Genomic DNA, 25,322 nt, shown 5'->3' with positions numbered 1-25,322 from the left:
GCCACATCGGCCCGTGGCGGGCGCGGGATCGGTGTCGTGGCAAGATCGCCGATCCGATACAAGCCCGGATGCTCGATGGCATTGGATGTGATCTCCAGACAGCCAAGCATCCGGTCGATCTGCCCCATGTCACTGCGCAGCGGCAGCACCAGCATACGCGCCTGAACGGTCGCATCCCCCGCGGTGAGCGTCATCTCTCCGGTGACGGGCTGTGACAGAATGTGATCCAGCCAATCACTGCAGCGTCGACGCTCGGACGGGTCGAACAGAGAGATCATCGGCATCCCGCGCAGGTCCATCCCCATGGCAGTGCACAGCTGCGATCCGGCGACGCGAAACCGCGCCAGTTCAGACCGCCTGCGTTCCAGAACAAAGGCGCGATCAAGCACGGAGGTGATCTGTGCAGGATCGATCTGTGACCGGAACGGGACCGGCTGACCCCGGCAAAGCCCCTGCCAATAGGCCCGCACGTCAACCATCGCGGGTGTCGGCGGCGGCATCACGCGGCAAGAGCCGGTCTGGGGCATGTCATCCAGAGGGGGAAGATGTTTCATCGGGCAGCCTTATTGCGGTCGGGACAAGAGCAGGACGGGGGGGCGGCAGCGGGGCCGTGATGTATTGCCTGAGTTTAGTCAAATGAGCAGTAATTTGTAGATATAACAGCAAACTTGGTTAACAGACCGTTAAGGGGAGACCTCGCGCGGCAGAATGGCTTTTTACTTGCCCCATTTGCGAGTTTCCCTTTTAAGGCGCGCAACAATCGCAATCGACAAGGACCATGCCATGATACGTTCGATGACGGGTTTCGCCTCGGCCAGTGGTGCGTCCGGCCCGCACAGTTGGGGGTGGGAATTGCGATCGGTCAACGGCAAGGGGCTCGACCTGCGCCTGCGTGTGCCCGACTGGATCGACGGGCTGGAAGCCGGCCTGCGCAAGACGCTCGGCGCGGCGATCACCCGCGGCAATGTCACCTGCAACCTGAGGATCACCCGCGAGGATGGCTCTGGCGCATTGACGGTGAACGCGGATCAGCTTGAGGTCGTGCTGGACGCGCTGCACCAGATCGAAGCGCGCGCGATGGATGCGGGTATCTCGCTTGCGCCCTCCAAGGCGACCGATATCGTCACCATGCGCGGCGTGCTTGAACAGGCGACGACGGTGGATGATGTGGCCGCCCTTTGCGCGACATTGTTGGCGGAATTCCCCACGGTGCTTGCCAATTTCAACGACATGCGCGCCCGCGAAGGGGCTGCCTTGGCGCAGGTGCTCGAAGCGCAGTTGGCGCAGGTGGCAGAGTTGACGACACAGGCCGCCGCGCTGGCCGAGACGCGCAAGGACGAGATGGCACAGACATTGCAACGCAATCTTTCGCGGGTGCTGGACAATGCCGAAGGCGTGGACGCTGACCGGCTGGCGCAGGAACTGGCGCTGATCGCCGTCAAATCCGACATCACCGAAGAGATCGACCGCCTGCACGCCCATGTCGATGCCGCCCGCGCCTTGCTGGCGCAGGACGGGGCCGTGGGGCGCAAGCTGGATTTCCTGATGCAGGAGTTCAACCGCGAGGCCAATACACTGTGCGCCAAGGCACAAAACACCGCGCTGACCCAGATCGGGCTGGCCTTGAAGGCGGTGATAGACCAGATGCGCGAACAAGTGCAAAATGTGGAGTAAGACATGAGCGACAGACGCGGCCTATTGATCATCCTCAGCTCGCCCTCTGGGGCGGGTAAATCGACGCTGGCCCGCAAGCTGCGCGATTGGGATACCTCGCTTGAATTCTCTGTCTCGGCCACCACCCGCGCACCGCGTGTCGGCGAGGAAGACGGCAAGGACTATTTTTTCACCGCCGAGGATGATTTCCGCGCCATGGTGAACGATGGCGATATGCTGGAGCACGCCCGCGTCTTCAACAACTATTACGGCTCGCCCAAGGGACCGGTGCAAAAGGCGATCGACAGTGGCCGCGATGTGCTGTTCGACGTGGATTGGCAGGGCGCGCAGCAGATCAGCAACTCGACGCTCAAGCAGCACGTGCTGTCGATCTTCATCCTGCCGCCCTCGATCAAAGAGCTGCGGCGGCGTCTGGAAACCCGTGGTCAGGACGCCCCCGATACCATCGCCCTGCGAATGGAGAAAAGCTGGGACGAGATCAGCCATTGGGACGGCTACGACTACGTGCTGGTCAATGATGACCTGACCGAAACAGAGGCCAAGCTGAAGTCGATCATCACCGCCGAAAGATTGCGCCTTTCGCAGCAGCCGAAACTGGTGGATCATGTGCGCGCGCTGCAATCAGAATTCGAGGACACGAAATGACGCTTTACGCTCTGGCCGATATCACCCCGCAGGTTCACGCGGATGCATGGGTTGCCCCCGATGCCAATGTCATCGGGAATGTGACGCTCGAGGCTGATGCCTCTGTCTGGTTCGGCTGTACGCTGCGCGGCGATAACGAACTGATCCTCGTCGGCAAGGGCAGTAATGTGCAGGAAAACTGCGTTTTTCACACGGACCCGGGCTGTCCGCTGACCGTGGGAGAAAACTGTACGATCGGTCACAAGGTCATGCTGCACGGCTGTACCATCGGGGATAATTCGCTGGTCGGGATGGGGGCGACGATCCTGAACGGGGCCAAGATCGGCAAGAATTGTCTGATCGGGGCAGGGGCGTTGATCACTGAAAACAAGGTGATCCCCGACGGGTCGCTTGTGATGGGCGCACCGGGCAAGGTCGTGCGCGAGCTGGACGCGGCGGCGATTGCAGGGCTGACCGCCAGCGCGAAACACTACCAAGACAACGCGCGGCGCTTTGCCAGCCAGCTTAAACCCGTCTGAGCATGGTGCTGCGCCCGCATCTGCCGGATCTGCTGGCAGCGCTGCCTTTGCCTACGCTTGCCGTTGATCGGGCTGAACGTATCGTCGCGATGAATGCGCCGGCCCAAGCTCTGCTGGGCCGTGGCGCATTGGACCGCCATTACATCAACGTGTTGCGCCAGCCGGCGGTGGTCGATGCGGTCGAGCAATGCCAACAGGATGATACCCCGCGCGAGGCGCAATATCTGGCCAGCGACAATGGCAATGACACGACCTTTCGGGTGCACGTCCGAAAGGTGACCGGCATGGATTACGTCTTGCTGAGCTTTCAAGACATCACACAGGTCACCAACGCCAGCCAGATGCGCCGCGATTTCGTCGCCAACGTCAGCCACGAGTTGCGCACCCCGCTGACGGCGATGATGGGGTTCATTGAAACCTTACGCGGCCCTGCGCGTGACGACGCCCCCGCACGGGACAGGTTTCTGGGGATCATGACCGGAGAGGCCGAGCGCATGAACCGGCTGGTGGGCGATCTGTTGTCGCTGTCCCGCGTCGAATCGGACGAACGGGTCCGCCCGACGGATAAGGTCGATCTGCGCTATGTGCTCCAATCGACCATGCGCAACCTCAACCCCTTGGCCGTAGAGGCGAATGTGACGCTGGTCGCGACCATGGGGGACGATCCGCTGCCCTTGATGGGGGATACGGACCAGCTGTTGCAGGTGTTCACGAATCTTATTGAAAACGGCATCAAATATGGTGGCGTGGGTAAAGGCGTCGAAATCTCGGTCGAGACGACCTTGCGTGACCCTTCCTTGCGCGGGCCTGCGGTGCGGGTCACAATCCGCGACCACGGTCCGGGGATCGACCCTGTGCACCTGCCACGCCTGACCGAACGCTTCTACCGCGCCGACAGCCACCGCAGCCGTGCCCTTGGCGGGACGGGGTTGGGGCTGGCGATTGTAAAGCATATCCTGAACCGGCACCGCGGACGGCTGAAAATCACCTCTGATCTGGGAGATGGGGCGCGCTTCACGGTGATCTTGCCCATGGATGTGGCGTGATCGGGCGCATTTTGGTCAAAAAGAAATTACAATTTCCGTCCGTGTCATAAAACTGTAACATGACTGTCACAAAAGCTCAGTGTCGCCCGCCTATTGGTGCGGCAAGATCACCATGGGGGTGGTCAGACAAATCTAAGCTGACAGGAGACATCATGTCGCTCGTTAAACTCACCACTTCCGCGCTGGCCATTGCCGCCGTATCCGCAACCGCCGCTGCCGCGCGTGATCAGGTACAGGTTGCCGGTTCCTCCACTGTTTTGCCCTATGCGTCCATCGTTGCCGAAGCCTTTGGCGAAAACTTCGATTTCCCGACACCTGTTGTAGAATCCGGTGGGTCCTCGGCGGGTCTGAAGCGTTTTTGTGAAGGTGTTGGCGAGAACACAATCGACGTGGCAAACGCCTCGCGCAAGATCAAAAGCTCCGAAGTCGAAGCCTGCGCCGCGAACGGTGTGACCGACATCATCGAAGTCCAGATCGGCTATGACGGCATCGTGTTTGCGTCTGACATCAATGGCAACACATTCGAATTCACCCCCGAAGACTGGTACAAAGCCCTGTCCGCCGAAGTCGTTGTCGACGGCGAGATCGTGGCGAACCCCAACAAAATGTGGTCCGACGTGAACGCCAGCTTCCCCGAGCAGCCGATCCAGGCCTACATCCCCGGCACCAAGCACGGCACACGCGAAGTTTTCGAAGAAAAAGTGATCCTGGCAGGCTGTGAAGCCACCGGCGATTTCGAAGCTTTCAAGGCCGCCAATGGCGACGACAAGAAAGCCGCTGAAAAAGCATGTATCGCGCTGCGCACCGATGGTGTGTCCGTGGACATCGACGGTGACTACACCGAAACGCTGGCGCGCATCGAAAGCAACAAAGACGGCATCGGCGTCTTCGGTCTGGCCTTCTACGAGAACAACACCGACAAGCTGACCGTCGCCAACATGAGCGGCATTGAGCCCACCGTTGAAACCATCTCGAGCGGCGACTACCCCGTATCCCGCCCGCTGTTCTTCTACGTCAAGAAAGCGCACATCGGCGTGATCCCCGGCCTGAAAGAATATGCCGAGTTCTTCGTGGCAGACGAGATTGCCGGCCCCGACGGTCCTTTGGCTGAATACGGTCTGGTCTCCGACCCAGAACTGGCGAAAACACAGTCGGTTGTTGCTGAAGAAACTGTAATGGGCAGCGGTTCCTAAACCCTGTCTGACGATCCGGAGGCGCTGCGAGGTGCCTCCGGATTTTTGCTGCCGACTGATACTTTCCAAACAATGATAGCCTGAAATAGGCTGCGACCGGGGGCCACCATGCGCGATATTTTCAATGTGGGATCTACCACGCTCTTAGTTGTCGTTGTTTTGATATTAACAGTCCTTGCCTATGGTCTGGTGCGCAGCCGGGCCATGTCGTCCGTCTCGGGCGATGCACGCAAGCTGCACTCCCTTCCGAACTACTACGGCTATAATGCCGCCATGCTCACCGCCATTCCGGCGCTGTTTGTGCTGGCGATCTGGATGCTGGTCCAGCCGATGCTGATCCAGAACGCGGTCATCGACATGATCCCGCAAAGCGCCGTGAACGAAGGCTCTTCGGTCAATCTGGTGATGAGCGACGTGCGCCGCGTGGCCAACGGGCTGGACGCGGCCGTGGAATCAGGCGCGCTGGATGCGCAAAGCGCCCGTGATCTGGACGTGACCGGCACCGACGTGCGCGCGCTGCTGGCGGGCACGGGCGTGGCGCTTGGGTCTGACGTGACGCCAGAGGTGCTGGCCGCCGCGCAGCGCTACCGGTCAATGGAATACACCGGCCGCTGGCTGATGATCGCGGTGATCTCTGTGTTGGCACTGGCCGGTCTGTTCATCGCGATGCGCACCGCGCGGGCCGATTTTCGCGCGCGCAATACGGTGGAACGCTTTCTGCTGGGGTTGCTGGTGCTCGCCGCGTCGCTGGCGATCCTGACCACCGTGGGTATCGTCCTGTCGATGCTGTTCGAGACGCTGAACTTCTTCCGTCTGCATCCGTGGCAGGATTTCTTTCTGGGCACCACATGGGCCCCGAACTTCCGCGGGGACAGTGACCTGTCGATCCTGCCGCTGCTCTGGGGGACGCTCTATATCTCGATCATCGCGCTGCTGGTGGCCGTGCCCATCGGCCTCTTTGCCGCGATCTACCTGTCGGAATACGCCAACAACAAAGTACGCTCTTTCGCCAAGCCTTTGCTGGAGATCCTCGCCGGTATCCCGACCATTGTTTACGGTCTGTTTGCCTTGCTGACAGTGGGTCCGTTTCTTGTGAACATCTTTGGCCGCGGCGAGAATGGTCTGCTGGGCGTCGACTGGATGAGCGGGGCGACTTCGGTCCTGACGGCGGGGCTGGTCATGGGCATCATGCTGATCCCCTTCGTTTCGTCGCTGAGCGACGATATCATCAACGCTGTGCCGCAATCGATGCGCGACGGGTCATTTGGCTTGGGCGCGACCCATTCCGAAACCATCCGCCAGGTCGTGCTGCCTGCCGCTTTGCCGGGGATTGTGGGGGCTGTGCTTCTCGCCGCGAGCCGGGCCATCGGCGAGACGATGATCGTTGTTCTGGGGGCAGGGGCCATCGCCCGCATCTCGGGCAACCCGCTGGAAGCGATGACCACCATCACCACCCGTATCGTCAGCCAGCTGACCGGGGATACCGACTTTGCCAGCCCTGAAACGCTGGTCGCCTTTGCCCTTGGTCTGACGCTGTTCGTGCTGACTTTGGGGCTGAACGTTCTGGCGCTTTATATCGTGCGCAAATACCGGGAGCAGTACGAATGACCGACATGCCCAACACCGCAACGCCGCGCCATTCGCTGCTGAAGCCCGACGCGCGCACCGTCAAACGCAACCGCGCAGAGGCCCGTTTCAAATCCTACGGTATCGCGGCCATCGCCGTGGGCCTGCTGATGTTGGCGATCTTGCTGACCACGATTATCGGACGCGGCGTAGGGGCCTTTCAGCAGACGTTCCTGACGCTGAACGTGCAACTGCTTGAGGAAAAGCTGGACAAGAACGGCAACCGGAATCTGGACGAGATCAAGAAGGTATCGACCTTCGGCTACGCGCCGCTGATGGCCGCCGCGCTTGAGGCCAAGGTGGCCGAGACCGATATTACCACGGACCTAAAGCCCAAGGATATGGCGGGCATCCTGTCCAAGGATGCGGCGGCACAGCTGCGTGACTTTGTGCTGGATAACCCCGAGCTCATCGGCACCGCGGTTGAATTCGAATTCCTGACCAACAGCCGCGTCGATGGCTATATGAAGGGCCGCGTTACGCGCGACAGCATTGCCAACGACAAAAGCATCAGCGCAGAGCAGCTTGATCTGGTGGACGCCCTTGTCGCAGATGGGGCGCTGGAAAAACGCTTTAACATCGATTTCATCACAGGTGCCGATGCGTCTGACGCCCGACCCGAGGCGGCGGGCATGGGGGTATCGATGCTTGGCTCGCTCTTTATGATGCTGGTGGTGCTGGCGCTGGCGCTGCCCATCGGGGTCGCCGCGTCGATCTACCTTGAAGAATTCGCCCCCAAGAACCTGCTGACCGATATCATCGAGGTGAATATTTCTAACCTCGCGGCGGTGCCGTCGATTGTCTTCGGTATTCTGGGTCTGGCGGTTTTCATCAATTATATGCATCTGCCAAACTCGGCCCCGCTGGTGGGCGGGCTGGTGCTGACGCTGATGACGCTGCCGACGATCATTATCTCGACCCGCGCCTCGCTAAAATCTGTCCCGCCCAGCATCCGTGACGCGGCACTGGGGGTAGGGGCGTCGAAGATGCAATCGGTGTTCCACCACGTGCTGCCTTTGGCTGCTCCGGGTATCCTCACTGGCACAATCATCGGTCTGGCGCAGGCGCTTGGTGAAACGGCCCCGCTGCTGCTGATCGGGATGGTGGGCTTCATCGCCTCGAACCCGCCCGACGGCATCGCATCGGGGCTGATGGATCCGAACTCCGCCATGCCGGCGCAGATCTACGAATGGGCCAAACGCGCCGATCCCGCGTTCTATGAACGCGCCTGGGGCGGTATCATCATCTTGCTGGTCTTTTTGATCACCATGAATGCCATCGCCGTAATGCTGCGGCGCCGGTTCGAGCGGCGCTGGTAAGAATGAAAGGCAAGGCTATGAAAGACAATGTAATTTCGGAGACGGACGTGACAACGAACCAAACAAAAATCGCCGCCCGCAACGTGCAGGTTTTCTACGGGGACACCCACGCGATCAAGGATGTCTCTGTCGATATCCAAGACAAAACCGTCACCGCCTTTATCGGACCATCGGGCTGCGGGAAATCGACTTTCCTGCGGTGTATCAACCGGATGAACGACACGATTGATATCTGCACCGTCAAGGGCGATATCCTGATCGACGGCGAAGACATCTATGACAGCGCGGTCGATCCGGTGCAGCTGCGCGCCAAGGTCGGCATGGTGTTCCAGAAGCCGAACCCGTTCCCCAAATCGATCTATGACAATGTTGCCTACGGCCCCCGTATCCACGGTCTGGCCCGCAACAAGTCCGAGCTTGACGATATCGTTGAACGCGCCCTGAAACGCGGTGCCATCTGGAACGAGGTCAAGGACCGTCTGCATGCGCCCGGCACCGGCCTTTCAGGCGGGCAACAGCAGCGTCTGTGCATCGCCCGTGCCGTTGCGACCGAACCCGAAGTGCTGCTAATGGACGAACCCTGTTCCGCGCTTGACCCGATCGCCACCGCGCAGGTCGAAGAGCTGATCGACGAGCTGCGTCAGGACTATTCGGTCGTGATCGTCACACACTCTATGCAGCAGGCCGCACGGGTGAGCCAGAAGACGGCGTTCTTCCACCTTGGCAATCTGGTGGAGTTCGGCGAGACCGACAAGATTTTCACGTCGCCCGAAGACCCTCGGACGGAAAGCTACATCACTGGCCGGATTGGATAAGTATCATGCAAGATCAACACATTGTCTCTGCCTTTGACCGTGACCTCGAAAGCGTTCAGGCACAGATCATGAAAATGGGTGGCATGGTCGAAGATGCCATTCGCCTTGCCGCACAATCGCTTGAAACCCGCGACGAAGAGCTGGCCGATCAGGTCCGCGGCGGGGACAAGGCGATTGACGCGCTCGAAGAGCTGATCAACGAACGCGCCGCCCGCATCATCGCCTTGCGCGCGCCCACAGCCGTGGATCTGCGCCTGATCCTGAGCGTGATCAAGATCAGCGCCAGCCTGGAACGTATTGGCGACTATGCGAAAAACATGGCCAAGCGTAATTCAGTGCTCGCGCAGCTTCCGGCAGTTGCTGATAGCGCCGGTGCCATCCGCCGCATGTGTAAAACAGTTGAATCCATGCTCAAGGACGCGCTGGATTCCTATGTGCAGCGCGACGCAGAACTGGCGATGGACGTGATCGCACGCGATGAAGACGTCGATCAGATGTATAACGCGCTGTTCCGTGAATTCCTCACCTTCATGATGGAAGACCCGCGTAACATTACATCGTGTATGCACCTGCATTTCATCGCGAAAAACGTGGAACGCATGGGCGATCTGGTCACATCGATCGCGGAACAGGTCGTCTATCTGGTGACCGGCACCCATCCGGACGAGGACCGCCCAAAGGCGGATAACACCTCCACCAAGCTGAAGGGGTAGAACCATGTCGGCGGCGCAGCCCCAGATCCTGTTGGTGGAAGACGAACCCGCACAGCGCGAAATTCTGGCGTATAACCTCGAATCCGAAGGGTTTGACGTAAGGCGGGCCGAGAATGGCGAAGAAGCGATCCTGCTGGTGGCAGAGGCGCTGCCGGACCTAATTATTCTGGATTGGATGATGCCGCTGCTGAGCGGTATCGAGGTGTGCCGGCAGCTCAAGACCCGCGAAGATACGCGTAATATCCCCGTGATCATGCTCTCGGCACGGTCAGAAGAGGTGGATACCGTGCGCGGGCTCGAGACGGGGGCGGATGATTACGTGGTCAAACCCTATTCCATGCGCGAGCTCATGGCCCGTGTGCGCACCCAATTGCGCCGTGTGCGCCCGGCATCGTCGGGCGCGGCGCTCAGCTATGCCGATATCACGCTGGACACCGAACGCCACCGCGTGAACCGCGCCGCGAACGAGCTGAAACTGGGCCCGACAGAATACCGGCTGCTGGTCACCCTGTTAGAGCGTCCGGGCCGTGTGTTCAGCCGCGATCAGCTGCTGGATCACGTCTGGGGCCGCGATATATATGTCGACACGCGCACCGTGGATGTGCACATCGCGCGGCTGCGCAAGGCGCTGACATCTCACGGTGGCGATGACCCGATCCGCACGGTGCGCGGTGCAGGTTATGCATTAGGGTAGGGCGCTTACCCGTTGAATTGTATGACTTCTTGGCGTTGATTCCCCAAGCCTTCGATGCCCAGTTCAACGACATCGCCCGGTTGCAGGTACACCGGCGGCTTAAAGCCCATGCCAACGCCGGGCGGTGTGCCGGTGGCGATCACGTCTCCGGGCAGCAAGGTCATGAAACGGCTGAGAAAAGAGATAATCTCGGCCACCGAGAAGACCATCGTGCGGGTATTGCCCGTCTGGCGACGGGTGCCGTTCACATCAAGCCATAGATCAAGGTTCTGCGGGTCCGGCACCTCGTCTGCGGTCACAAGATACGGGCCGATGGGGGCAAAGCTGTCGCAGGACTTGCCCTTGACCCACTGACCGCCGAATTCGATCTGAAAAGCGCGCTCTGACACGTCGTTGAAGCTCGCATAACCCGCCACATGGGACAGCGCGTCGGCCTCGGACACATGCTGTGCCTTGGTGCCGATAACGACCGCAAGTTCAACTTCCCAATCGGTTTTCTCGGAATCCTTGGGGATGATGATCGGGTCGTTGGCACCGGTGGCCGCGCAGAGTTTGCTAAACAGGATCGGGTGATCGGGCACGTCCATGCCAGCTTCTGCCGCGTGGTCAGAGTAATTCAGCCCGATACACAGAATACGACGTATGTCATTGATCACAGGCGCAAAACGGCCCGTGATGACAGGCAAGGCCGTAACGTCCACATCGCGCAACTGGTCCAGCGCTGCGGGTGCCATCGTGGCAAGCTCGATATCCGTCAGATGCTGCGTCAGATCGCGCGCGGCACCATCTGCGTCAATCATCGCAGGTTTTATCCCGTCAGGGGTTTCGATACGGCAGAGTTTCATTAGCTAATCCTGTGTTTGTGAGGGGTGCGTATGGGCCTAACCTGAATCTCATAATCAGTATTATGTAAATAATTCATGTGTACAGGATGATGTTATGCTGTTAAAGTGCGTCATAAGTCACTGAAAACCAGTATAAAAAGACGCTTCTTCATCCAGTTTCTTCATTGTCCCACCCGCGTGGCTTCTTGCTTTACCCCGTTGTTCTGCATGCCATAATCCACATGCGCCAAGCCGATGCAACTGTAAGCGATCGGCGCTTTGGCGGCTGCTGAACGAAAGGAAGAATATGACGCTCAAGATGTCTTCGGCGGATATGGTTGCCGCTGCCCGTGCGCGTATCCGCGAGATCGAAACGCCTGATCTGATGGCCATGCTGAAGGATCCGGATGTTGTTGTCGTTGACCTGCGCGATATCCGTGAACGCCAGCGCAGCGGCTATATCCCCGGCAGCTTTCACGCACCGCGCGGCATGATCGAATTCTGGGTCGACCCTGACAGCCCGTACTTCAAAGAGATCTTCGGTCAGGACAAGACCTTTGTCTTTCACTGTGCCTCTGGCTGGCGCTCGGCGATCACCACGGCGACGCTGCAAGACATGGGCTTTGACGCGGCGCATCTGCGCGAAGGCTTTTCGACATGGGAAAAGCACGGTGGTCCGGTCGAATACCCTGAAAAGAAAGACTAACGACGCCGTGGCGCCTATGCTACGTCTGCGCTACCACACAGCAACAACAAGGTCCTCGCTATGACATCCATTCTGATCCTGAACGGTCCGAACCTGAACCTGCTGGGCACGCGCCAGCCCGAGGTCTATGGCAAGACGACTTTGGCTGATGTCGAGGCGCTGTGCCGCGAGAAAGCGAAGACGCTTGGGTTTGATGTGGAGTTTGAGCAGTCCAACCACGAAGGCGCGCTGATCGATCTAATCCACGCGGCCAAAGGCAAACATGCCGGGATCGTGCTGAATGCCGGTGCCTATACCCATACGTCGATTGCGCTGATGGATGCGATCGCTTCGGTCGAGCTGCCGGTTGTCGAGGTACACCTGAGCAACATCCACGCGCGCGAGGAATTCCGGCACCGGTCTTACATCGCGCCTGTGGCTCTGGGTCAGATCTGTGGGTTTGGTGCGCAGGGTTATCTGATGGCCCTAGATGCGCTGAAAGCTCACCTAAAGGATTAGGTTTCATCGCTTAGTAGCTGATTTATAATAAAAAAGGGCGAAGGTGCTGATGCGCCCTCGCCCTTTTTCTCGTCTGCTGTGTGACAGCTTAGCCTTTGGCGGCTTTTGCAACTTCTGCTGCGAAGTCTTCTTTGACGACTTCGATGCCTTCGCCAACTTCAAGACGGACAAAACCGGTGATGGTCGCGCCAGCTTCTTCTGCGGCTTTGCCGACGGTCAGGTCAGGGTTCACAACGAATGCCTGGTTCAGCAGTGTCACTTCGGACATGTATTTCTGCATGCGGCCGGTGATCATTTTCTCGATCACGGCTTCCGGCTTGCCGGACTCGCGTGCGATGTCCATTTGAACCTGTTTTTCTTTCTCAACAACAGCCGGATCCAGATCCGCTTCGGACAAGGACGCAGGGTTCACAGCGGCGATGTGCATCGCGATCTGTTTGCCCAGCTCTTCGTTGCCGCCGGTCATTGCGACCAGAACACCGATTTTGCCCATGCCGGGTGCTACAGCGTTGTGCACATAGGACACGACCTGGTCACCATCGATGGACTGCATGCGGCGCACCGACATGTTCTCGCCGATTTTCGCAATGGCATCGGTGATCACGGTGGAAACGGGCTTGCCGCCCATGTCTGCCGCGTTCAGCGCGTCAACGTCGGACACACCGGTTGCAACATCTGCGATGCCGGAAACCATTTTCTGGAAGTCAGCGTTTTTGCCAACGAAGTCGGTTTCGGAGTTCACTTCGACAGCAACACCGTGGCCGCCTTCGACTTTAACGGCAACAAGGCCTTCGGCTGCGGTGCGGCCGGATTTCTTGGCTGCTTTCGCCAGACCCTTGGTGCGCAGCCAGTCAACGGCTGCTTCCATGTCGCCATCTGTTTCAGTCAACGCTTTTTTCGCGTCCATCATGCCGGCACCGGTTGTGTCGCGCAGTTCTTTGACCATGGATGCTGTGATTGCCATCGCTTTGGTTCTCCTTGAATTGGGATAAATTGAGGGGCAGAGCGTCCTGCACCACTGTCTCAATCATGTAATGGTTTTGTGACAGGCAGAGGGAAACATGCCCCCTGCCCGTCTCTTTCGCGTCGCTTACGACTTGGCGTCGGCCAGCGTTTCCTTCTTGGATTCGATATCCAGAGGTGCGTCTTTTGCCATTGCGTCGTTCGAAACGGTTTCTTCCGAAGCGTTGCCAACTTCGACACCACCGTCGATCAGGGCTTCTTCTTCGGGCGCTTCTTCCATCGCACCGATATCAACACCTGCGGCACCCAGCTGCGCGGACATACCGTCAAGTGCGGCACGTGCGGCCAGATCGCAATACATGTGGATCGCGCGGGCGGCGTCGTCGTTGCCCGGGATGATGTAGTCGATCCCGTCGGGGGAGCAGTTGGTGTCGACAACAGCGATAACCGGAATGCCCAGCTTGTTCGCTTCGGCCACGGCCAGTGCTTCTTTTTTCACGTCGATGACGAAGATCAGGTCAGGGCGACCGCCCATTTCACGGATACCACCCAACGATGCTTCCAGCTTCGCTTGGTCACGTTCCATGCCAAGACGCTCTTTCTTGGTCAGACCGGAGAAGCCACGCTCGGACTGTTCGTCGATGGACTTCAGGCGTTGGATGGATTTGGAAACGGTCTGCCAGTTTGTCAGCGTGCCGCCCAACCAACGGTGGTTCATGTAGTACTGTGCGCATTTCTCTGCGGCTTCTGCGATCGGCTGTGCAGCCTGACGCTTGGTGCCAACGAAAAGAATGCTGCCGCCTTTGGCAACGGTGTCACGGATGACTTGCAGCGCCTGGTCCAGCATTGGAACAGTCTGTGTCAGGTCCATGATGTGGATGCCGTTACGCGCGCCGTAGATGAACGGACCCATGCGGGGGTTCCAGCGCTGTGTTTGGTGACCAAAGTGTACGCCTGCTTCAAGCAGTTGGCGCATGGAGAACTCAGGAAGAGCCATGTCTTTATACCTTTCCGGTTTTGCCTCGTCGGGGGTCTCGATCCCGGAATGGGACCAACCGGCGGACGTTCAAGGATTTCTCCCTCAAAGGCCCAACCCCGACTGCGGGTTTAAGTAACGCGCGTATAGTCCGGATTTTCACGCTTCGCAAGGTCCAAGGCGCATGTTTTAGCCATTGGGGCCTTATATCAGCGCAATTCAGCGGGGTTTGGCGTTGCAAGCCCGGCCGAGGGATGGGCCGCGCGCACCTGCGCTTCACAGGCTTGGGCCAAGGCTTTGCGGTTCTCGAAATCGGCGACGGCCAGCGGCGTGTGATAGATCGTCGTTACCTGCCCCTGCCGCAGGGACGCCAAGGTGCGCAGCAGATGGCCGCCAAAGCTCATATCGCCCCACCAGCCATAAAACCGCGGATCGGTCCCATTGGGAGCGGTATAGAGCACGGTCACAGGCTGCACCCAGATCACGTCGCGCAGTTCGGGCGCGAAGAAGGACTGGAAGAGCGTGGTTTTGAACGGCAAGACCTGCAGGCCATCGGTGCTGGTGCCTTCGGGGAAGAACAACAGCCGGTGGTTGTCGAGCAAGCGCTGTTGGAACACCTCGGTCTGTTTGCGCGCGTGTTTCGGGTTGCGTTCAATAAACAACGTGCCCGTCGCCTTGGCGAGCCAGCCAATGCCGGGCCAGCTGGCGACTTCGGACTTGGACACAAAGTATATCCGCTGCGCCGCGTTCAAACTGAAGATATCAAGCCAACTGGTGTGATTGGCGACGACAGCGCCCCTGTGGCGCATCGGGGTGCCGACAACCGCGCGGCGTAAGCCCATGATCCAGAATGCGATTTTGCAAACGATCTGGGTGATATGCGGGGTCACGGGGCGACCCTGCCCATACAGCGGGCGCTCTATCAAGCGGATCGCGAGCAGGATCACCAGCCCCACCAGAACCACCGTCGCCAGCGTCATCCCACGCAGCAGCATCAGCACCCAGCCAAGGGGCCCGACGGATACCGGTGTCGGGTGGTCGGCGCTGTCCCAGGCCGCGCTCATCCTTGCTGTCCGCTATAGATCTTGGCCTGCCGCTCGCTAAGCCGGGCGGTGTCGAGCATCAAAAGCACATCCGTCGTGTTGAAGTCATGGTCGATAAAGGCCCCCTCGCCCACACATCCGCCAAGCCGCAGATAGGCTTTGATCAGGCTGGGCATCTGCACCATCGCCTGACGCCGGTTCAGGATGTCGGCGGGGATCAGGTTCATCTCTTGGCGCGCCTTTGGCAAGGCGGTGACCCGCAGATCGGGCGGCGCGAGGTAGGTGTGATGCAGCAGCGACAAGGGCTGCGCCAATGCTTCGGCCTGGGTACCATGAAAGCTCGCGACGCCAAAAAGGATCTCTATCCCGTGTTCCGCCACATAAGAGGCAAGCCCCGCCCAAAGCTGGTGCATCGCGATGCCCCCGCGATAGGACGGATGCAGACAGGACCGCCCCAGCTCGAGTATCTCGCGGCCAGAGGATTTGAGCGCGGTCAGATCATATTCGTTTTCCGAATAGAACCCGCCTGCCCGATCCGCCATATCGCGGCGGATCAGCCGGTACACGCCAACGGTTTGCTGGGTTTTGCGATCAATAAGCAGCAGATGGTCCACGAAATCGTCGTATTGGTCGACCTCTCGCCGGTTGTCGTGATCTACCAAAGGCCCACCCGCCCCCAGCTCGGTGACAAAAACGTCATACCGCAGCCGCTGCGCCGCATGAAGATCCGCTTGGGTGCGCGCCAGACGGACTTCGAACTCTGCCGCTTTTGCAATGATCATGGGCTGGTTTCGTCTCCGGTCGCAATCACGCGGATAAATAGGCAGTTGCCGCCCGTTGCGCAATGCTTGCCCCACGTCGCGGTGGTTTTCGGCAGAAAATTAACGATTTGCTAACGAAGAGCCTTCATCAAAGACGGGGGTGAGCATCACCCGATGACTATCGACCACGATCTTGCCCTCGCTGCGGAAGTTTACCGTGACCTTGCCGCTGATATTGCTTTGCACCTGCCCCACGCCCCAATCGGGATGTGCGGGGTGGCGTACAAGCATTCCGGGTGTCAGTATCGCATTCAGGTCTTCCAAGCGTGCGTCCTTTCTGCGGCGCGGTGTGGGGGCCAGCTAATTAGGGGGTGTCCCATGGTAGAAACCGACACTGATCTTGCCGCCTTGATCGGCAGCCGCATCTGCCATGACTTGATATCGCCGGTGGGCGCAATCAACAATGGGCTTGAGCTGCTTTTGATGTCGGGCATGAATATGAGCCCCGAAGTCGCGCTGATCGATGAAAGCGTGCGCAACGCCAGTGCGCGGCTACGGTTCTTTCGCGTGGCTTTCGGCGCGGGCGACGCGCAGCCTGTCCCTGCCCAAGAAACCAGCGGTATCCTGCGTGATCTATATGCTCAGTCCAAATGGCAGGTATCCTGGCCCGACGGCGTCGCCGCGCCGCGCAACGCGCTGCGGATGGTATTCCTGAGCCTGCTATGTCTGGAAACGGGGATGCCCTATGGTGGGCAGATCACCATAGATCACCACGACGGGGGATGGGACATCACCGGCACGGCCGACCGGCTAAGCATCAACGCTGCGCTTTGGGGCGTGTTGGCGGGGCAGTCTCGGGCAGAGCGTCTAACTGCTTCGCAGGTCCAGTTCGGGCTGTTGCCCGCCATCGTGAAGGACAGCGGGCAACAGTTAACATCTATCGTGACAGAAACGACCATCACCCTTGGGATCACGGCTTAGCTGCGTACGGCCCCATCGCCGCGCACCAGATACTTGAAGCTGGTCAGCTGCTCGGCACCGACGGGCCCGCGCGCGTGCATTTTGCCGGTGGCGATCCCGATTTCGGCACCCATGCCAAACTCTCCACCATCGGCGAATTGGGTGGAAGCATTGTGCATCAGGATCGCAGAATCCAGCCGCGTCATGAATTTGGTCGCCGCCGCATCGTCTTCGGTGATGATGCAATCGGTGTGGTTCGAACCGTAGGTGCGGATATGGGTGATCGCATCGTCGATACTGCCCACGGTTTTTGCCGCGATGATCATATCAAGGTATTCGTGACCCCAATCATCCGCCGTGGCCGGCACGGTGCCTTCGATCTCGGTCAGCTCGCCGTCGGCGCGCACTTCGACGCCAGCGTCCAGCAGTGCCTTGATCACGCCCTTGCCAATCGTCCGCGCCACTTTCTCGTGGATCAGCAGACACTCAGCCGAGCCGCAAATGCCGGTGCGGCGGGTCTTGGCGTTCAGCACGACTTTCAAAACCTTCTCGGGGTCGGCGTTTTCATCGATATAGATGTGCACGATGCCTTCGAGGTGGGCAAAGACCGGCACCCGCGCTTCGCGCTGCACCAGACCGACCAGCCCCTTGCCGCCGCGCGGGACGATCACATCAATCGTGTCGGTCATGGTCAGCATCTCGCTCACCGCGGCGCGGTCGCGCGTGGGCACGAGCTGGATTGAATCCGCAGGCAGATCAGCGGCTTCGAGCCCCTGTTGCAAGGCGGCATGGATCGCGCGCGAGGAATGGAAGCTTTCGGAGCCGCCCCGCAGGATCACGGCATTACCCGCCTTGAGGCAAAGCGCACCGGCATCCGCGGTCACATTCGGGCGCGATTCATAGATCACGCCGATGACACCCAAAGGCGTGCGCACGCGCTGGATGTTCAGGCCCGTCGGCTGATCCCATTCGGTCAGCACCTGCCCCACGGGATCATCCTGTGCGGCGATGCTGCGCAGGCTATCAGCAATGGCGCTGATACGCGCATCATCCAGCAAGAGCCGGTCCATCATCGCGTCAGAGAGACCCTTGTCGCGGCCAAACGCCAGATCTTTGGCGTTCGCGTCCAGAATATCGGCGCTGCTGGCCATCAGCGCGTCGGCGGCTTTTTCAAGCGCGGTCTGCTTTTGGTCGGCACTGGCAAAGCCCAATGTCGCGGCGGCGGCTTTGGCGCGCGCGCCAATATCCGCCATCAACGCGGGAATGTCGTCTGTCTGTGTCATATCCAAGGTCATAACCTAATTACTGCTTTTTTGTCATTTCGGGTTGCCCTCTACCTAAAGCCTTCGGCGAGGATTTTAAACCATTTGGAGGTCAGGAAAGCGCAAGATCGTCCCGATGGATCAAAGCAGCACGCCCCGGCGCGCCCAGAATGGCCTCGATCTCCGAGGATTGTCGACCTTTGATCAGCTCTGCCTCTGCTGAGGTATAGCGTGTCAGCCCGTGACCGATGGGGCGCCCATCAGGGGTCAACAGCGCAACGGAGTCGCCGCGCCCGAAGGGACCGGAAACAGCGGTGACACCGGCGGGCAAAAGCGACTTGCCCTTGGACATGGCAGCCACCGCACCGGCATCCAATGTGACGCTGCCGCGTGGTTTGATTGCCGTAATCCATTGTTTGCGCGCGGTTTGGGGGTCGGATTGCGCGGTGAACCAAGTGGCGTTGGCCCCGTTTTCGAGGGTCAGCAAAGGCCGCAATGGTGATCCTTCGGTGATGGCCATGGCGCAGCCCGCGGCGGTCGCGGTTTTCGCGGCCATCAGCTTTGTCTTCATGCCGCCCTTGGACAGGCCAGAGCCCGCATCGCCCGCCTGCGCCTCGATCTCTGGGGTGATCGTGTCGATCACCTCATAGCGGATGGCATCGGGGTCGTCATTGGGATTGGCGGAATAGAAACCATCCACATCCGACAGCAGGATCAACCGGTCTGCCGCCACGGTCACGGCGATCTGCGCCGCGAGCCGGTCATTGTCGCCAAAGCGAATCTCGTCCGTGGCAACGGTGTCATTCTCGTTGACGATGGGTACCGCCCCCATGGACAACAGCTGTTCCATCGTGGCGCGGCTGTTGAGATACCGCCGACGATCCGCGCTGTCTTCTAGGGTGACGAGCACCTGCGCGGCGGTGATCCCATAGGGTTCCAGCGCCTCTTCATAGGCGCGGGCGAGACGGATTTGCCCCACCGCGGCCGCGGCTTGGGATTGTTCCAGCGCAAGCGTGGTTGGCGGCAGCCCAAGCACACCCCGCCCCAAGGCGATGGAGCCCGAAGACACCAGCACCACATCCTTGCCCTGCCCCTTGAGCCACGCCACATCCTGCGCGAGACTTTGCAGCCAATCGCGGCGCAGCTGGCCGGTGGCCCGATCGACGAGCAGCGCCGAGCCGATTTTTACAACGATACGGGTGCCGTCGCTTAGGGTTGCCAAGGTGCCTCTTCTTCATCTTCGGACCGGAAACGCAGCCGGTCGTCGTCAATCTGGCCACGCAAAGCCCGCAGCACCTCGGTGACCCCTTCGCGGGCGACGCCAGACATCATCATGACCTCTGCGCCGCAGGCTTTTTCCAATTCCTCGCGGGCGGTTATGCGATCATCTTCATCCAGTGCATCAATTTTGTTCAGCACGGTGATCCGCGGTTTATCCGCCAGCTCGCCGCCATAGGCTTCGAGTTCGTTGATGATGGTCTGGTAATCTTCGGCAATGGTGTTCGACGTGCCATCAATCAGGTGGAGCAGCACCGCGCAGCGTTCGACATGGCCCAGAAACAGATCGCCCAGACCGCGCCCTTCGGACGCGCCTTCGATCAGGCCAGGGATATCGGCGACGACGAATTCGGTATTATCCACCCCCACAACGCCCAGATTGGGGTGCAGTGTGGTAAACGGATAATCGGCAATCTTTGGCCGCGCGTTCGATGTCGCGGCGAGGAAAGTCGATTTTCCCGCGTTCGGCAGGCCAAGCAGACCCACATCCGCGATCAGCTTGAGACGCAGCCACAGCGTGCGGTCCACGCCTTCCTGTCCGGGATTGGCACGGCGCGGTGCCTGGTTCGTCGCAGATTTAAAATGCAGGTTCCCCCAGCCGCCGTTGCCCCCACGCGCCAGTTCGACCCGCTGGCCAAGCTCTGTCATATCCGCCAGCACGGTTTCCTGATCTTCATCAAGGATCTCGGTGCCCACGGGGACGCGCAGGATGATGTCATCGCCATCCTTGCCGGTGCGCTGCTTGCCCATGCCGGGCTGGCCGTTCTTGGCAAAGAAGTGCTGCTGGTAGCGGAAGTCGATCAGCGTGTTCAGCCCGTCGACGGCTTCGGCCCAGACCGATCCGCCCGAGCCGCCGTCTCCGCCATCGGGACCACCGTATTCAATGTATTTTTCGCGCCGGAAAGACACGCAACCGCCCCCGCCTGCGCCAGAGCGGATATAGACTTTGCACAGGTCAAGAAACTTCATCAAAAGGGCCTTTCGGGGCACGTGTGGTCATAGTTTATGGCTATACGTCCAGGTTGGTACGCAGGTCTCGCGCGCCAGACAATAGGTTTCCGCATTGCCAAGATAGCGGAAGCCCGCATTTGTCAACACTTTGGCAGAGGCAGGGTTGTCGCGAAACACCGAGGCGAACATATTTTTGTTGCGCAGCGGATTGGCCTGCACCAGCGCTTGCACCGCCTCGGACGCGAGATGCGTGTTCCAGAACGCAGGGGCGACCCAATAGCCGACTTCGGATTGATCGCGGTCCATCCGGATCAGGGAAATCACGCCCATCACCTCGGAGCCGCCGGTTTTCAGCCCATCCATGACCCAGACATCTTCTGTCCGCGGGGTGCTGGTGGCGCGGGTGATGAAGCTTTCGATCACGCCGGGCGGTAGCGGGTGCGGAATGGATGCGGTGCGCATCGCAACCCGTGGATCGCTGGCATAATGTTCGATCATCCCACGATCCGACATGCGCACAGGGCGCAGGTCAAACCGTTCTGTTTCAATCACTTGCTGTTGCGACACTGTTAAATCTTCCATCGTTATGTCCCTCCTCCGAACAGCACGAACAAGACAGAGGCCACCGTCAAAGCGGCCAAGGTCCACATCAAATATTTCTCCCAAACGGTGCCTGCGACCGTCTTTGCGATCCCCGCACCGGCCAGCGTCCACAAGGGGTGCAGCACGATCTGGCATCCCAGCAGCACGGCGGCCACCGTGACCGTCGCCGCCAGCGCAGGTGTGCCGGGCGCGATGAAGGCTGTGAAACTGCCCACGATCATCGCCCAGGCCTTGGGGTTCAGCGGGTGGACGATCAGCCCGGCCAGAAAGCCCGGTGCGGCCTCGGTTCGCGCGCCCTGCCCCAGCCGCAGGTTCGCAACCTTCCACGCCAGCCAGATGATATAGGCGGCAGAGGCGAATTTCAGCGCGACGAAAACCCCCGGCGCGCGGTCGGCCAGTTGCATCAACCCGAAACCCACTGGCCAGATCACCAGCTGTTTGCCAAGGGCCACGCCCGCGACAAAAGGCAATGCCGCGCGAAAGCCGAAGCGCGCGCCCGTGGCCATCAGCGCCATATTCGCCGGTCCGGGTGTGCCGATCTGGCTTGCAGCGAAGACGATAAAGGATGTCAGGGCGACGCTCATGACTGGCTCTTCTTCTTGCGCTTTTGCCGCGGCTTGGCGTCATAGACGGGCGGAACGTAATCGGGTTTGATCAGCCCGAACAACAGGTTGTCGTGCCATTCGCCCCCCAGAAAAGACGATTGCCGCGCACGCCCTTCGGCGGCAAAGCCGACTTTGGTGAAACAGGCCGCAGCGCGTTCGTTGATGTCGAGCACACGGGCCGAGAGGCGGTGCAGCGACAGCGAGCCAAAGGCGTGGGCCGCAAGCAGATGCAGCGCGCGCGTGCCCAACCCCTTCCCCAGTTTCTTGGGGGCGAGAATGCCGATCGCGACATCGGCGCTGGCATCCCACGGACGAAGACTGTGCAGGCGCAGCGCACCGATCATCTTGCCGCGATGTTCGATGACCCAGGCCAGCGGTTCAACCAGCTGCGTTTCATACCAACGTTCGGCCAGCGCCTTGGTCATCACCGGCACGGCGTTCAGCTCTGCCCCGAACATGTGGTGGATCTCGGGCGTGTTTCCAAGCTTGAACCGGGCGTCGATGTCACGGTGTTCGGGCGCGCGTAGACGGATGGTGCCATCGCTCAGCTCGGGGCGGTTTGATCGTGACATAACGGCCCCTCCCTTCCTGGGTGAACACTGGGCGATAAAATGGAAAAGGGACCGGCGTTTCCGCCGATCCCTAAATTTTCAAACCTCTCGGGTGCGGCTTATTCTGCGGCTTCTGCCGCTGGCAGGACCGAGATAAACGTACGGTTCTTCAGCCCCTTGTGGAACTGGACCTTGCCGTCAACGGTTGCGAAGATCGTGTGATCCTTGCCCATGCCAACGCCTTCAGCCGGCCAGTACTTTGTACCGCGCTGACGCACCAGAATGTTGCCGGGAATGACAGCTTCACCGCCATATTTTTTCACGCCAAGACGACGACCTGCTGAGTCGCGGCCGTTACGGGATGAGCCGCCTGCTTTTTTATGTGCCATTGGTGTCTCTCCTTAGCCTTTTGCGAGTTCTTTGGCCTGTGCGATCCAGTCTTCACGACCGACGCGACCTTTGAACGACAGTTTCTCTTCGATAGCTTCGACGTCAGCGTCTGTCCAAGCAGCGATCTGTGCGAAGGTTGTGATGCCTTCGCCGTTCAGCTTGCCAACGATGACCGGGCCAACACCGGAGATCTTGCTCAGATCGTCGGCACCTTCGGCTGCGGGTGCAGCTTTGGCCTTCTTCGCCTTGGCAGGCTTGGCCGATTTCTCTTCGGCCTGGTTGTTCTTCACGCGCTTGGCCATTTCGGCCTGATCGGTTTTGTTCAGCGCATAACGCTCTTCCATGGCTGTCACGGCAGCAGCGCTGACGGAACCGGTACCGATGGCCGCTTTGACGTCGGATTTATCCGCGCCGGACGACAGGATCTCGCCGATTTTGACCAGTGTCAGCTTTTGACGGTGGCCTTTGGTACGCTTGGAAGAGTGCTTCCGGCGGCGCTTGACGAAGTGAATGACTTTCTCGCCCTTGATCTGATCGACGACCTCGGCTTGAACGCCGGCCCCTGCGACCAAAGGAGCACCCAGCTTGGGGGAATCGCCGCCCAGCATGAGAACTTCGTTGAATTGGACTGTTTCGCCCGCGTCAGCAGCCAAACGTTCTACCCGCAGCATATCGCCGGATTGAACTTTGTACTGCTTGCCGCCTGTCTTGATGACCGCAAACATGCGTCTTCCTTTACTGTTTCCGCATCCTGTGGTCCCCGTTCGGGAGTTTGTCGGGCCTTGGCCCACCTCGGACAGCGCATCCCGTTTCGGGATGTTCATGAAATAACAAAGGCACCCGAAACGGGCACCCTTAGGTTGAGGCTTGCCGTATGATGCACCGCCCCCCTGATGTCAAGGGCCAGCACGGGCCTCGCGGGACTTATCGCAAAGGCGGTGCGGCTGGCAATAATTCCTCGGCCACCATGTTCAACGCAACTGCGCGACCAAGGGCATAGGACACGTCTTCGTACGCGGTGCCAAAGCCTTCGAACAGCGCTGTGTTCAGGCTGCGCCCCGCATCGCTTTGCGCAAAGGCGATATAGCGGTCAAGCTCTGCATCCTCCAGCGGAGAATACGCCAGCAGCAGATAGCCATAAAGCCAGCCGCGCGTGTCTTGCGCGATCTCTTCTTGCTGCTGCGCCACGTCGGCCAGCATCTCGGCCTCTGTCATCTGCAGCGCGTTGCCATCTGCCATCCCGCGCATGAATTGAAAGTTGGAATTTATCGCGGCGGTGACATTGCGATCGATCATATCGCCACTGTCGATCAATGTGGCGATCTGCGCCAGACGTGGGTCGTCGCTGCCCTCAAGGTCATGGAACCCTGCGCGGGCGGCGTCTTCCACCTCGGGGTCGGTGATAGCGGCGCGGGCCTCGTTCTCGAGCGTGATGATCCTTGCGCCCGTGTCTTGCGCGAAAAAGGCAATGACATCCTCGCGGGCCTGCCCTTGCAAGCCCGCATCCAATGCCCCGCGCAGGGTTTCGACGATGCGTTCGGGGTTGTAGATGGCACGCACCTGCAGCGCCCACCCCGCGCCGCCCTGCCCGCCCAGCATATCGCGATCAAGCGTTTCCGCGTTCTCCAACCCCTCGCGCTGCAAAATCTCGGCCAGCTCGCCAAGACGCAGGACATCCACCAGCACGGTTGACCGCGCGTCGGCCCAAAGCGGCAGCGCCAGCATCCACAGGCCAGCAGCAAGAACAAGGGCGCGCATGGTTACAGGTCCTGACTGGGTTGCATGGTGCCAAGCCGCTGTGCGACCTCTTCAAACCGGTTCGCCATGATCTCGAACTGCACGGCATTCATCAGCGCGTAGACCTCCTGCATCTGCGGATCTTCCAGCGCCTTGGCATAGACCCGCACTTCTTCATCCGAGAACGCCTGATAGGTGTAGGCTGCCCCCGCCAGCGCGTTCTCTTTGATAGAGGCGCGCATCTCGGGCTCTTGCGCGCGCATCGCTTCGCGCAGGTCGGGCTCTTCCATCTGTAATTCGATCACGCCCGCCCCCGCCGCTGCCATCAGGAACCGGATCTGCACCTCTTGCAGCGCCTTGATCGAGCTATCCTCGACATCGCTCGCCCCGTTCAGACGCGCCAACAGATCCACACGCGGAGAATCGATCCCGCGCAGCCCGTCCAGGATCGCATCGCCCGCTTCTGCCTTCGCGGCATCGTCTTCCTCCATATGCGACGCGTTTTCGGCGGCCACCAAGCGTCGGCCCAGATCACTGGCATAGAAATCCGAGGCATGTTCCAGCGCATCATCGCTGAGCGCCTGCGCCAGAATACCGGCCCCCATGTCCAGCATCAAATCCGTCTCGAATACCTCGCGCACCAGACGCGACCATTCAGAACCGAAGGCATCCGCATCAATCCCCAGCATTTGCGGCGCGGAATCAGCTGACAGCCGGATGCTTTCAAGGGCGACATCAAACCCTGTGACTTCCAGAAATGCATCGACCCTTTCCCTGTCGGCGGCCCGCGCCATCGGTGCAATCAGCGATACCATGACCGCCAATCCAAAACATAAAGTTAACGGCAAACGGGACAGTCGGCGCATCAGGGCATTCCTTTCAAGTTGATCCACCCCAAGAGCTTAGGCGAAATCCATCTGTCAGCAATGAAATTCCCCGTGTCCGCGAAAACTGGCCTAGCCCCCCTTGCC

Annotated in this window: 30 protein-coding genes; 13 read left to right on the top strand and 17 right to left on the bottom strand. The window is 59.9% G+C overall.

Features of this window, described 5'->3' with window-relative positions:
• Positions 1-554 (bottom strand): PAS domain-containing protein (locus ACTRWK_RS11260; RefSeq protein ID WP_462843927.1); only part of this gene is annotated, 554 nt, incomplete at its 3' end.
• 229 nt (positions 555-783) lie between these two features.
• On the opposite strand from ACTRWK_RS11260, the gene ACTRWK_RS11255 reads away from it, so the two are divergent.
• The 10 genes from ACTRWK_RS11255 (at position 784) to phoB (ending at position 10,243) form a co-directional block, all read left to right on the top strand.
• On the top strand, positions 784-1,674 hold the full coding sequence (locus ACTRWK_RS11255) for a YicC/YloC family endoribonuclease (RefSeq protein WP_168592060.1): 891 nt from the start codon (positions 784-786) through the stop codon (positions 1,672-1,674).
• Positions 1,675-1,677: 3 nt separating this feature from the next.
• Positions 1,678-2,319 (top strand): guanylate kinase, encoded by a 642-nt coding sequence (gene gmk, locus ACTRWK_RS11250; RefSeq protein ID WP_005853615.1) that lies wholly within the window; start codon positions 1,678-1,680, stop codon positions 2,317-2,319.
• The gene (locus ACTRWK_RS11245) at positions 2,316-2,837 is read left to right on the top strand and encodes a gamma carbonic anhydrase family protein (RefSeq protein WP_009824655.1); all 522 of its coding nucleotides are present in this window, start codon (positions 2,316-2,318) and stop codon (positions 2,835-2,837) included. The genes gmk and ACTRWK_RS11245 overlap by 4 nt, the downstream gene beginning before the upstream one ends.
• A 2-nt stretch (positions 2,838-2,839) precedes the next feature.
• Positions 2,840-3,883, top strand: a complete 1,044-nt coding sequence (locus ACTRWK_RS11240) for a sensor histidine kinase (RefSeq protein WP_260002534.1) — start codon at positions 2,840-2,842, stop codon at positions 3,881-3,883.
• Positions 3,884-4,035: 152 nt separating this feature from the next.
• The gene (locus tag ACTRWK_RS11235; protein ID WP_037944309.1) at positions 4,036-5,076 is read left to right on the top strand and encodes a substrate-binding domain-containing protein; all 1,041 of its coding nucleotides are present in this window, start codon (positions 4,036-4,038) and stop codon (positions 5,074-5,076) included.
• A 108-nt stretch (positions 5,077-5,184) separates the two neighbouring features.
• Positions 5,185-6,684: a phosphate ABC transporter permease subunit PstC gene (gene pstC, locus ACTRWK_RS11230; RefSeq protein WP_243250183.1), complete on the top strand. Its 1,500-nt coding sequence runs from the start codon at positions 5,185-5,187 to the stop codon at positions 6,682-6,684.
• Entirely contained in the window at positions 6,681-8,021 is a 1,341-nt protein-coding gene (gene pstA / locus ACTRWK_RS11225) for a phosphate ABC transporter permease PstA (protein ID WP_037944308.1), read from the top strand. Before pstC ends, pstA begins: the two co-directional genes overlap by 4 nt.
• A gap of 17 nt (positions 8,022-8,038) precedes the next feature.
• Complete coding sequence (gene pstB / locus ACTRWK_RS11220; protein ID WP_005853603.1) at positions 8,039-8,836, top strand: phosphate ABC transporter ATP-binding protein PstB; 798 nt, start codon at positions 8,039-8,041, stop codon at positions 8,834-8,836.
• A 5-nt stretch (positions 8,837-8,841) separates the two neighbouring features.
• Entirely contained in the window at positions 8,842-9,549 is a 708-nt protein-coding gene (phoU, locus tag ACTRWK_RS11215) for a phosphate signaling complex protein PhoU (RefSeq protein WP_009824650.1), read from the top strand.
• A gap of 4 nt (positions 9,550-9,553) precedes the next feature.
• Positions 9,554-10,243: a phosphate regulon transcriptional regulator PhoB gene (gene phoB, locus ACTRWK_RS11210; RefSeq protein WP_005853599.1), complete on the top strand. Its 690-nt coding sequence runs from the start codon at positions 9,554-9,556 to the stop codon at positions 10,241-10,243.
• A gap of 5 nt (positions 10,244-10,248) precedes the next feature.
• Here the strand turns inward: phoB and ACTRWK_RS11205 are convergent, their stop codons facing one another.
• Positions 10,249-11,088 carry a fumarylacetoacetate hydrolase family protein gene (locus ACTRWK_RS11205; protein ID WP_289081088.1) on the bottom strand — a complete coding sequence of 280 codons (840 nt, stop codon included), beginning with the start codon at positions 11,086-11,088 and terminating at the stop codon, positions 10,249-10,251.
• Between the two features lie 286 nt (positions 11,089-11,374).
• On the opposite strand from ACTRWK_RS11205, the gene ACTRWK_RS11200 reads away from it, so the two are divergent.
• Positions 11,375-11,773, top strand: coding sequence for a rhodanese-like domain-containing protein (locus ACTRWK_RS11200; RefSeq protein WP_005853596.1), 399 nt, complete (start codon positions 11,375-11,377; stop codon positions 11,771-11,773).
• 60 nt (positions 11,774-11,833) lie between these two features.
• Positions 11,834-12,271 (top strand): type II 3-dehydroquinate dehydratase, encoded by a 438-nt coding sequence (gene aroQ / locus ACTRWK_RS11195; protein WP_289081089.1) that lies wholly within the window; start codon positions 11,834-11,836, stop codon positions 12,269-12,271.
• A gap of 88 nt (positions 12,272-12,359) precedes the next feature.
• On the opposite strand, the gene tsf is transcribed toward aroQ, so the two are convergent.
• From tsf to ACTRWK_RS11170, 5 genes are all read right to left on the bottom strand, one after another.
• Positions 12,360-13,235 (bottom strand): translation elongation factor Ts, encoded by an 876-nt coding sequence (gene tsf / locus ACTRWK_RS11190; protein WP_005853593.1) that lies wholly within the window; start codon positions 13,233-13,235, stop codon positions 12,360-12,362.
• A 126-nt stretch (positions 13,236-13,361) separates the two neighbouring features.
• Positions 13,362-14,231, bottom strand: a complete 870-nt coding sequence (rpsB, locus tag ACTRWK_RS11185) for a 30S ribosomal protein S2 (protein ID WP_005853591.1) — start codon at positions 14,229-14,231, stop codon at positions 13,362-13,364.
• A 188-nt stretch (positions 14,232-14,419) separates the two neighbouring features.
• Entirely contained in the window at positions 14,420-15,274 is an 855-nt protein-coding gene (gene olsA / locus ACTRWK_RS11180) for a lyso-ornithine lipid O-acyltransferase (protein ID WP_289081090.1), read from the bottom strand.
• Positions 15,271-16,035, bottom strand: coding sequence for an L-ornithine N(alpha)-acyltransferase (olsB, locus tag ACTRWK_RS11175; protein WP_037944303.1), 765 nt, complete (start codon positions 16,033-16,035; stop codon positions 15,271-15,273). The genes olsA and olsB overlap by 4 nt, the downstream gene beginning before the upstream one ends.
• A 99-nt stretch (positions 16,036-16,134) precedes the next feature.
• Positions 16,135-16,338 (bottom strand): DUF3553 domain-containing protein, encoded by a 204-nt coding sequence (locus ACTRWK_RS11170; protein ID WP_005853586.1) that lies wholly within the window; start codon positions 16,336-16,338, stop codon positions 16,135-16,137.
• Positions 16,339-16,392: 54 nt separating this feature from the next.
• On the opposite strand from ACTRWK_RS11170, the gene ACTRWK_RS11165 reads away from it, so the two are divergent.
• Entirely contained in the window at positions 16,393-16,995 is a 603-nt protein-coding gene (locus ACTRWK_RS11165) for a histidine phosphotransferase family protein (protein ID WP_306284888.1), read from the top strand.
• On the opposite strand, the gene ACTRWK_RS11160 is transcribed toward ACTRWK_RS11165, so the two are convergent.
• From ACTRWK_RS11160 to ACTRWK_RS11115, 10 genes are all read right to left on the bottom strand, one after another.
• Complete coding sequence (locus ACTRWK_RS11160) at positions 16,992-18,269, bottom strand: glutamate-5-semialdehyde dehydrogenase (RefSeq protein WP_037944301.1); 1,278 nt, start codon at positions 18,267-18,269, stop codon at positions 16,992-16,994. The genes ACTRWK_RS11165 and ACTRWK_RS11160 overlap by 4 nt on opposite strands.
• 79 nt (positions 18,270-18,348) lie before the next feature.
• On the bottom strand, positions 18,349-19,458 hold the full coding sequence (gene proB, locus ACTRWK_RS11155) for a glutamate 5-kinase (RefSeq protein WP_037944300.1): 1,110 nt from the start codon (positions 19,456-19,458) through the stop codon (positions 18,349-18,351).
• Entirely contained in the window at positions 19,446-20,483 is a 1,038-nt protein-coding gene (gene obgE, locus ACTRWK_RS11150) for a GTPase ObgE (RefSeq protein WP_286780239.1), read from the bottom strand. The genes proB and obgE overlap by 13 nt, the downstream gene beginning before the upstream one ends.
• 27 nt (positions 20,484-20,510) lie before the next feature.
• Entirely contained in the window at positions 20,511-21,047 is a 537-nt protein-coding gene (locus ACTRWK_RS11145; protein ID WP_005853576.1) for a GNAT family N-acetyltransferase, read from the bottom strand.
• A gap of 2 nt (positions 21,048-21,049) precedes the next feature.
• On the bottom strand, positions 21,050-21,652 hold the full coding sequence (locus tag ACTRWK_RS11140; protein WP_037944296.1) for a LysE family translocator: 603 nt from the start codon (positions 21,650-21,652) through the stop codon (positions 21,050-21,052).
• On the bottom strand, positions 21,649-22,245 hold the full coding sequence (locus tag ACTRWK_RS11135) for a GNAT family N-acetyltransferase (protein WP_037944295.1): 597 nt from the start codon (positions 22,243-22,245) through the stop codon (positions 21,649-21,651). The genes ACTRWK_RS11140 and ACTRWK_RS11135 overlap by 4 nt, the downstream gene beginning before the upstream one ends.
• 98 nt (positions 22,246-22,343) lie before the next feature.
• Complete coding sequence (gene rpmA, locus ACTRWK_RS11130) at positions 22,344-22,613, bottom strand: 50S ribosomal protein L27 (protein ID WP_005853571.1); 270 nt, start codon at positions 22,611-22,613, stop codon at positions 22,344-22,346.
• 12 nt (positions 22,614-22,625) lie between these two features.
• The gene (locus tag ACTRWK_RS11125) at positions 22,626-23,339 is read right to left on the bottom strand and encodes a 50S ribosomal protein L21 (RefSeq protein ID WP_005853569.1); all 714 of its coding nucleotides are present in this window, start codon (positions 23,337-23,339) and stop codon (positions 22,626-22,628) included.
• A gap of 199 nt (positions 23,340-23,538) precedes the next feature.
• Entirely contained in the window at positions 23,539-24,372 is an 834-nt protein-coding gene (locus tag ACTRWK_RS11120) for a hypothetical protein (protein WP_462843926.1), read from the bottom strand.
• 2 nt (positions 24,373-24,374) lie between these two features.
• Positions 24,375-25,217 carry a DUF2059 domain-containing protein gene (locus ACTRWK_RS11115; protein ID WP_037944293.1) on the bottom strand — a complete coding sequence of 281 codons (843 nt, stop codon included), beginning with the start codon at positions 25,215-25,217 and terminating at the stop codon, positions 24,375-24,377.
• Positions 25,218-25,322 lie beyond the last annotated feature (105 nt).

Source organism: Sulfitobacter sp. G5_S2_6_S6 (assembly GCF_054968505.1).
This window is presented reverse-complemented; position numbering and strand designations above follow the sequence as displayed.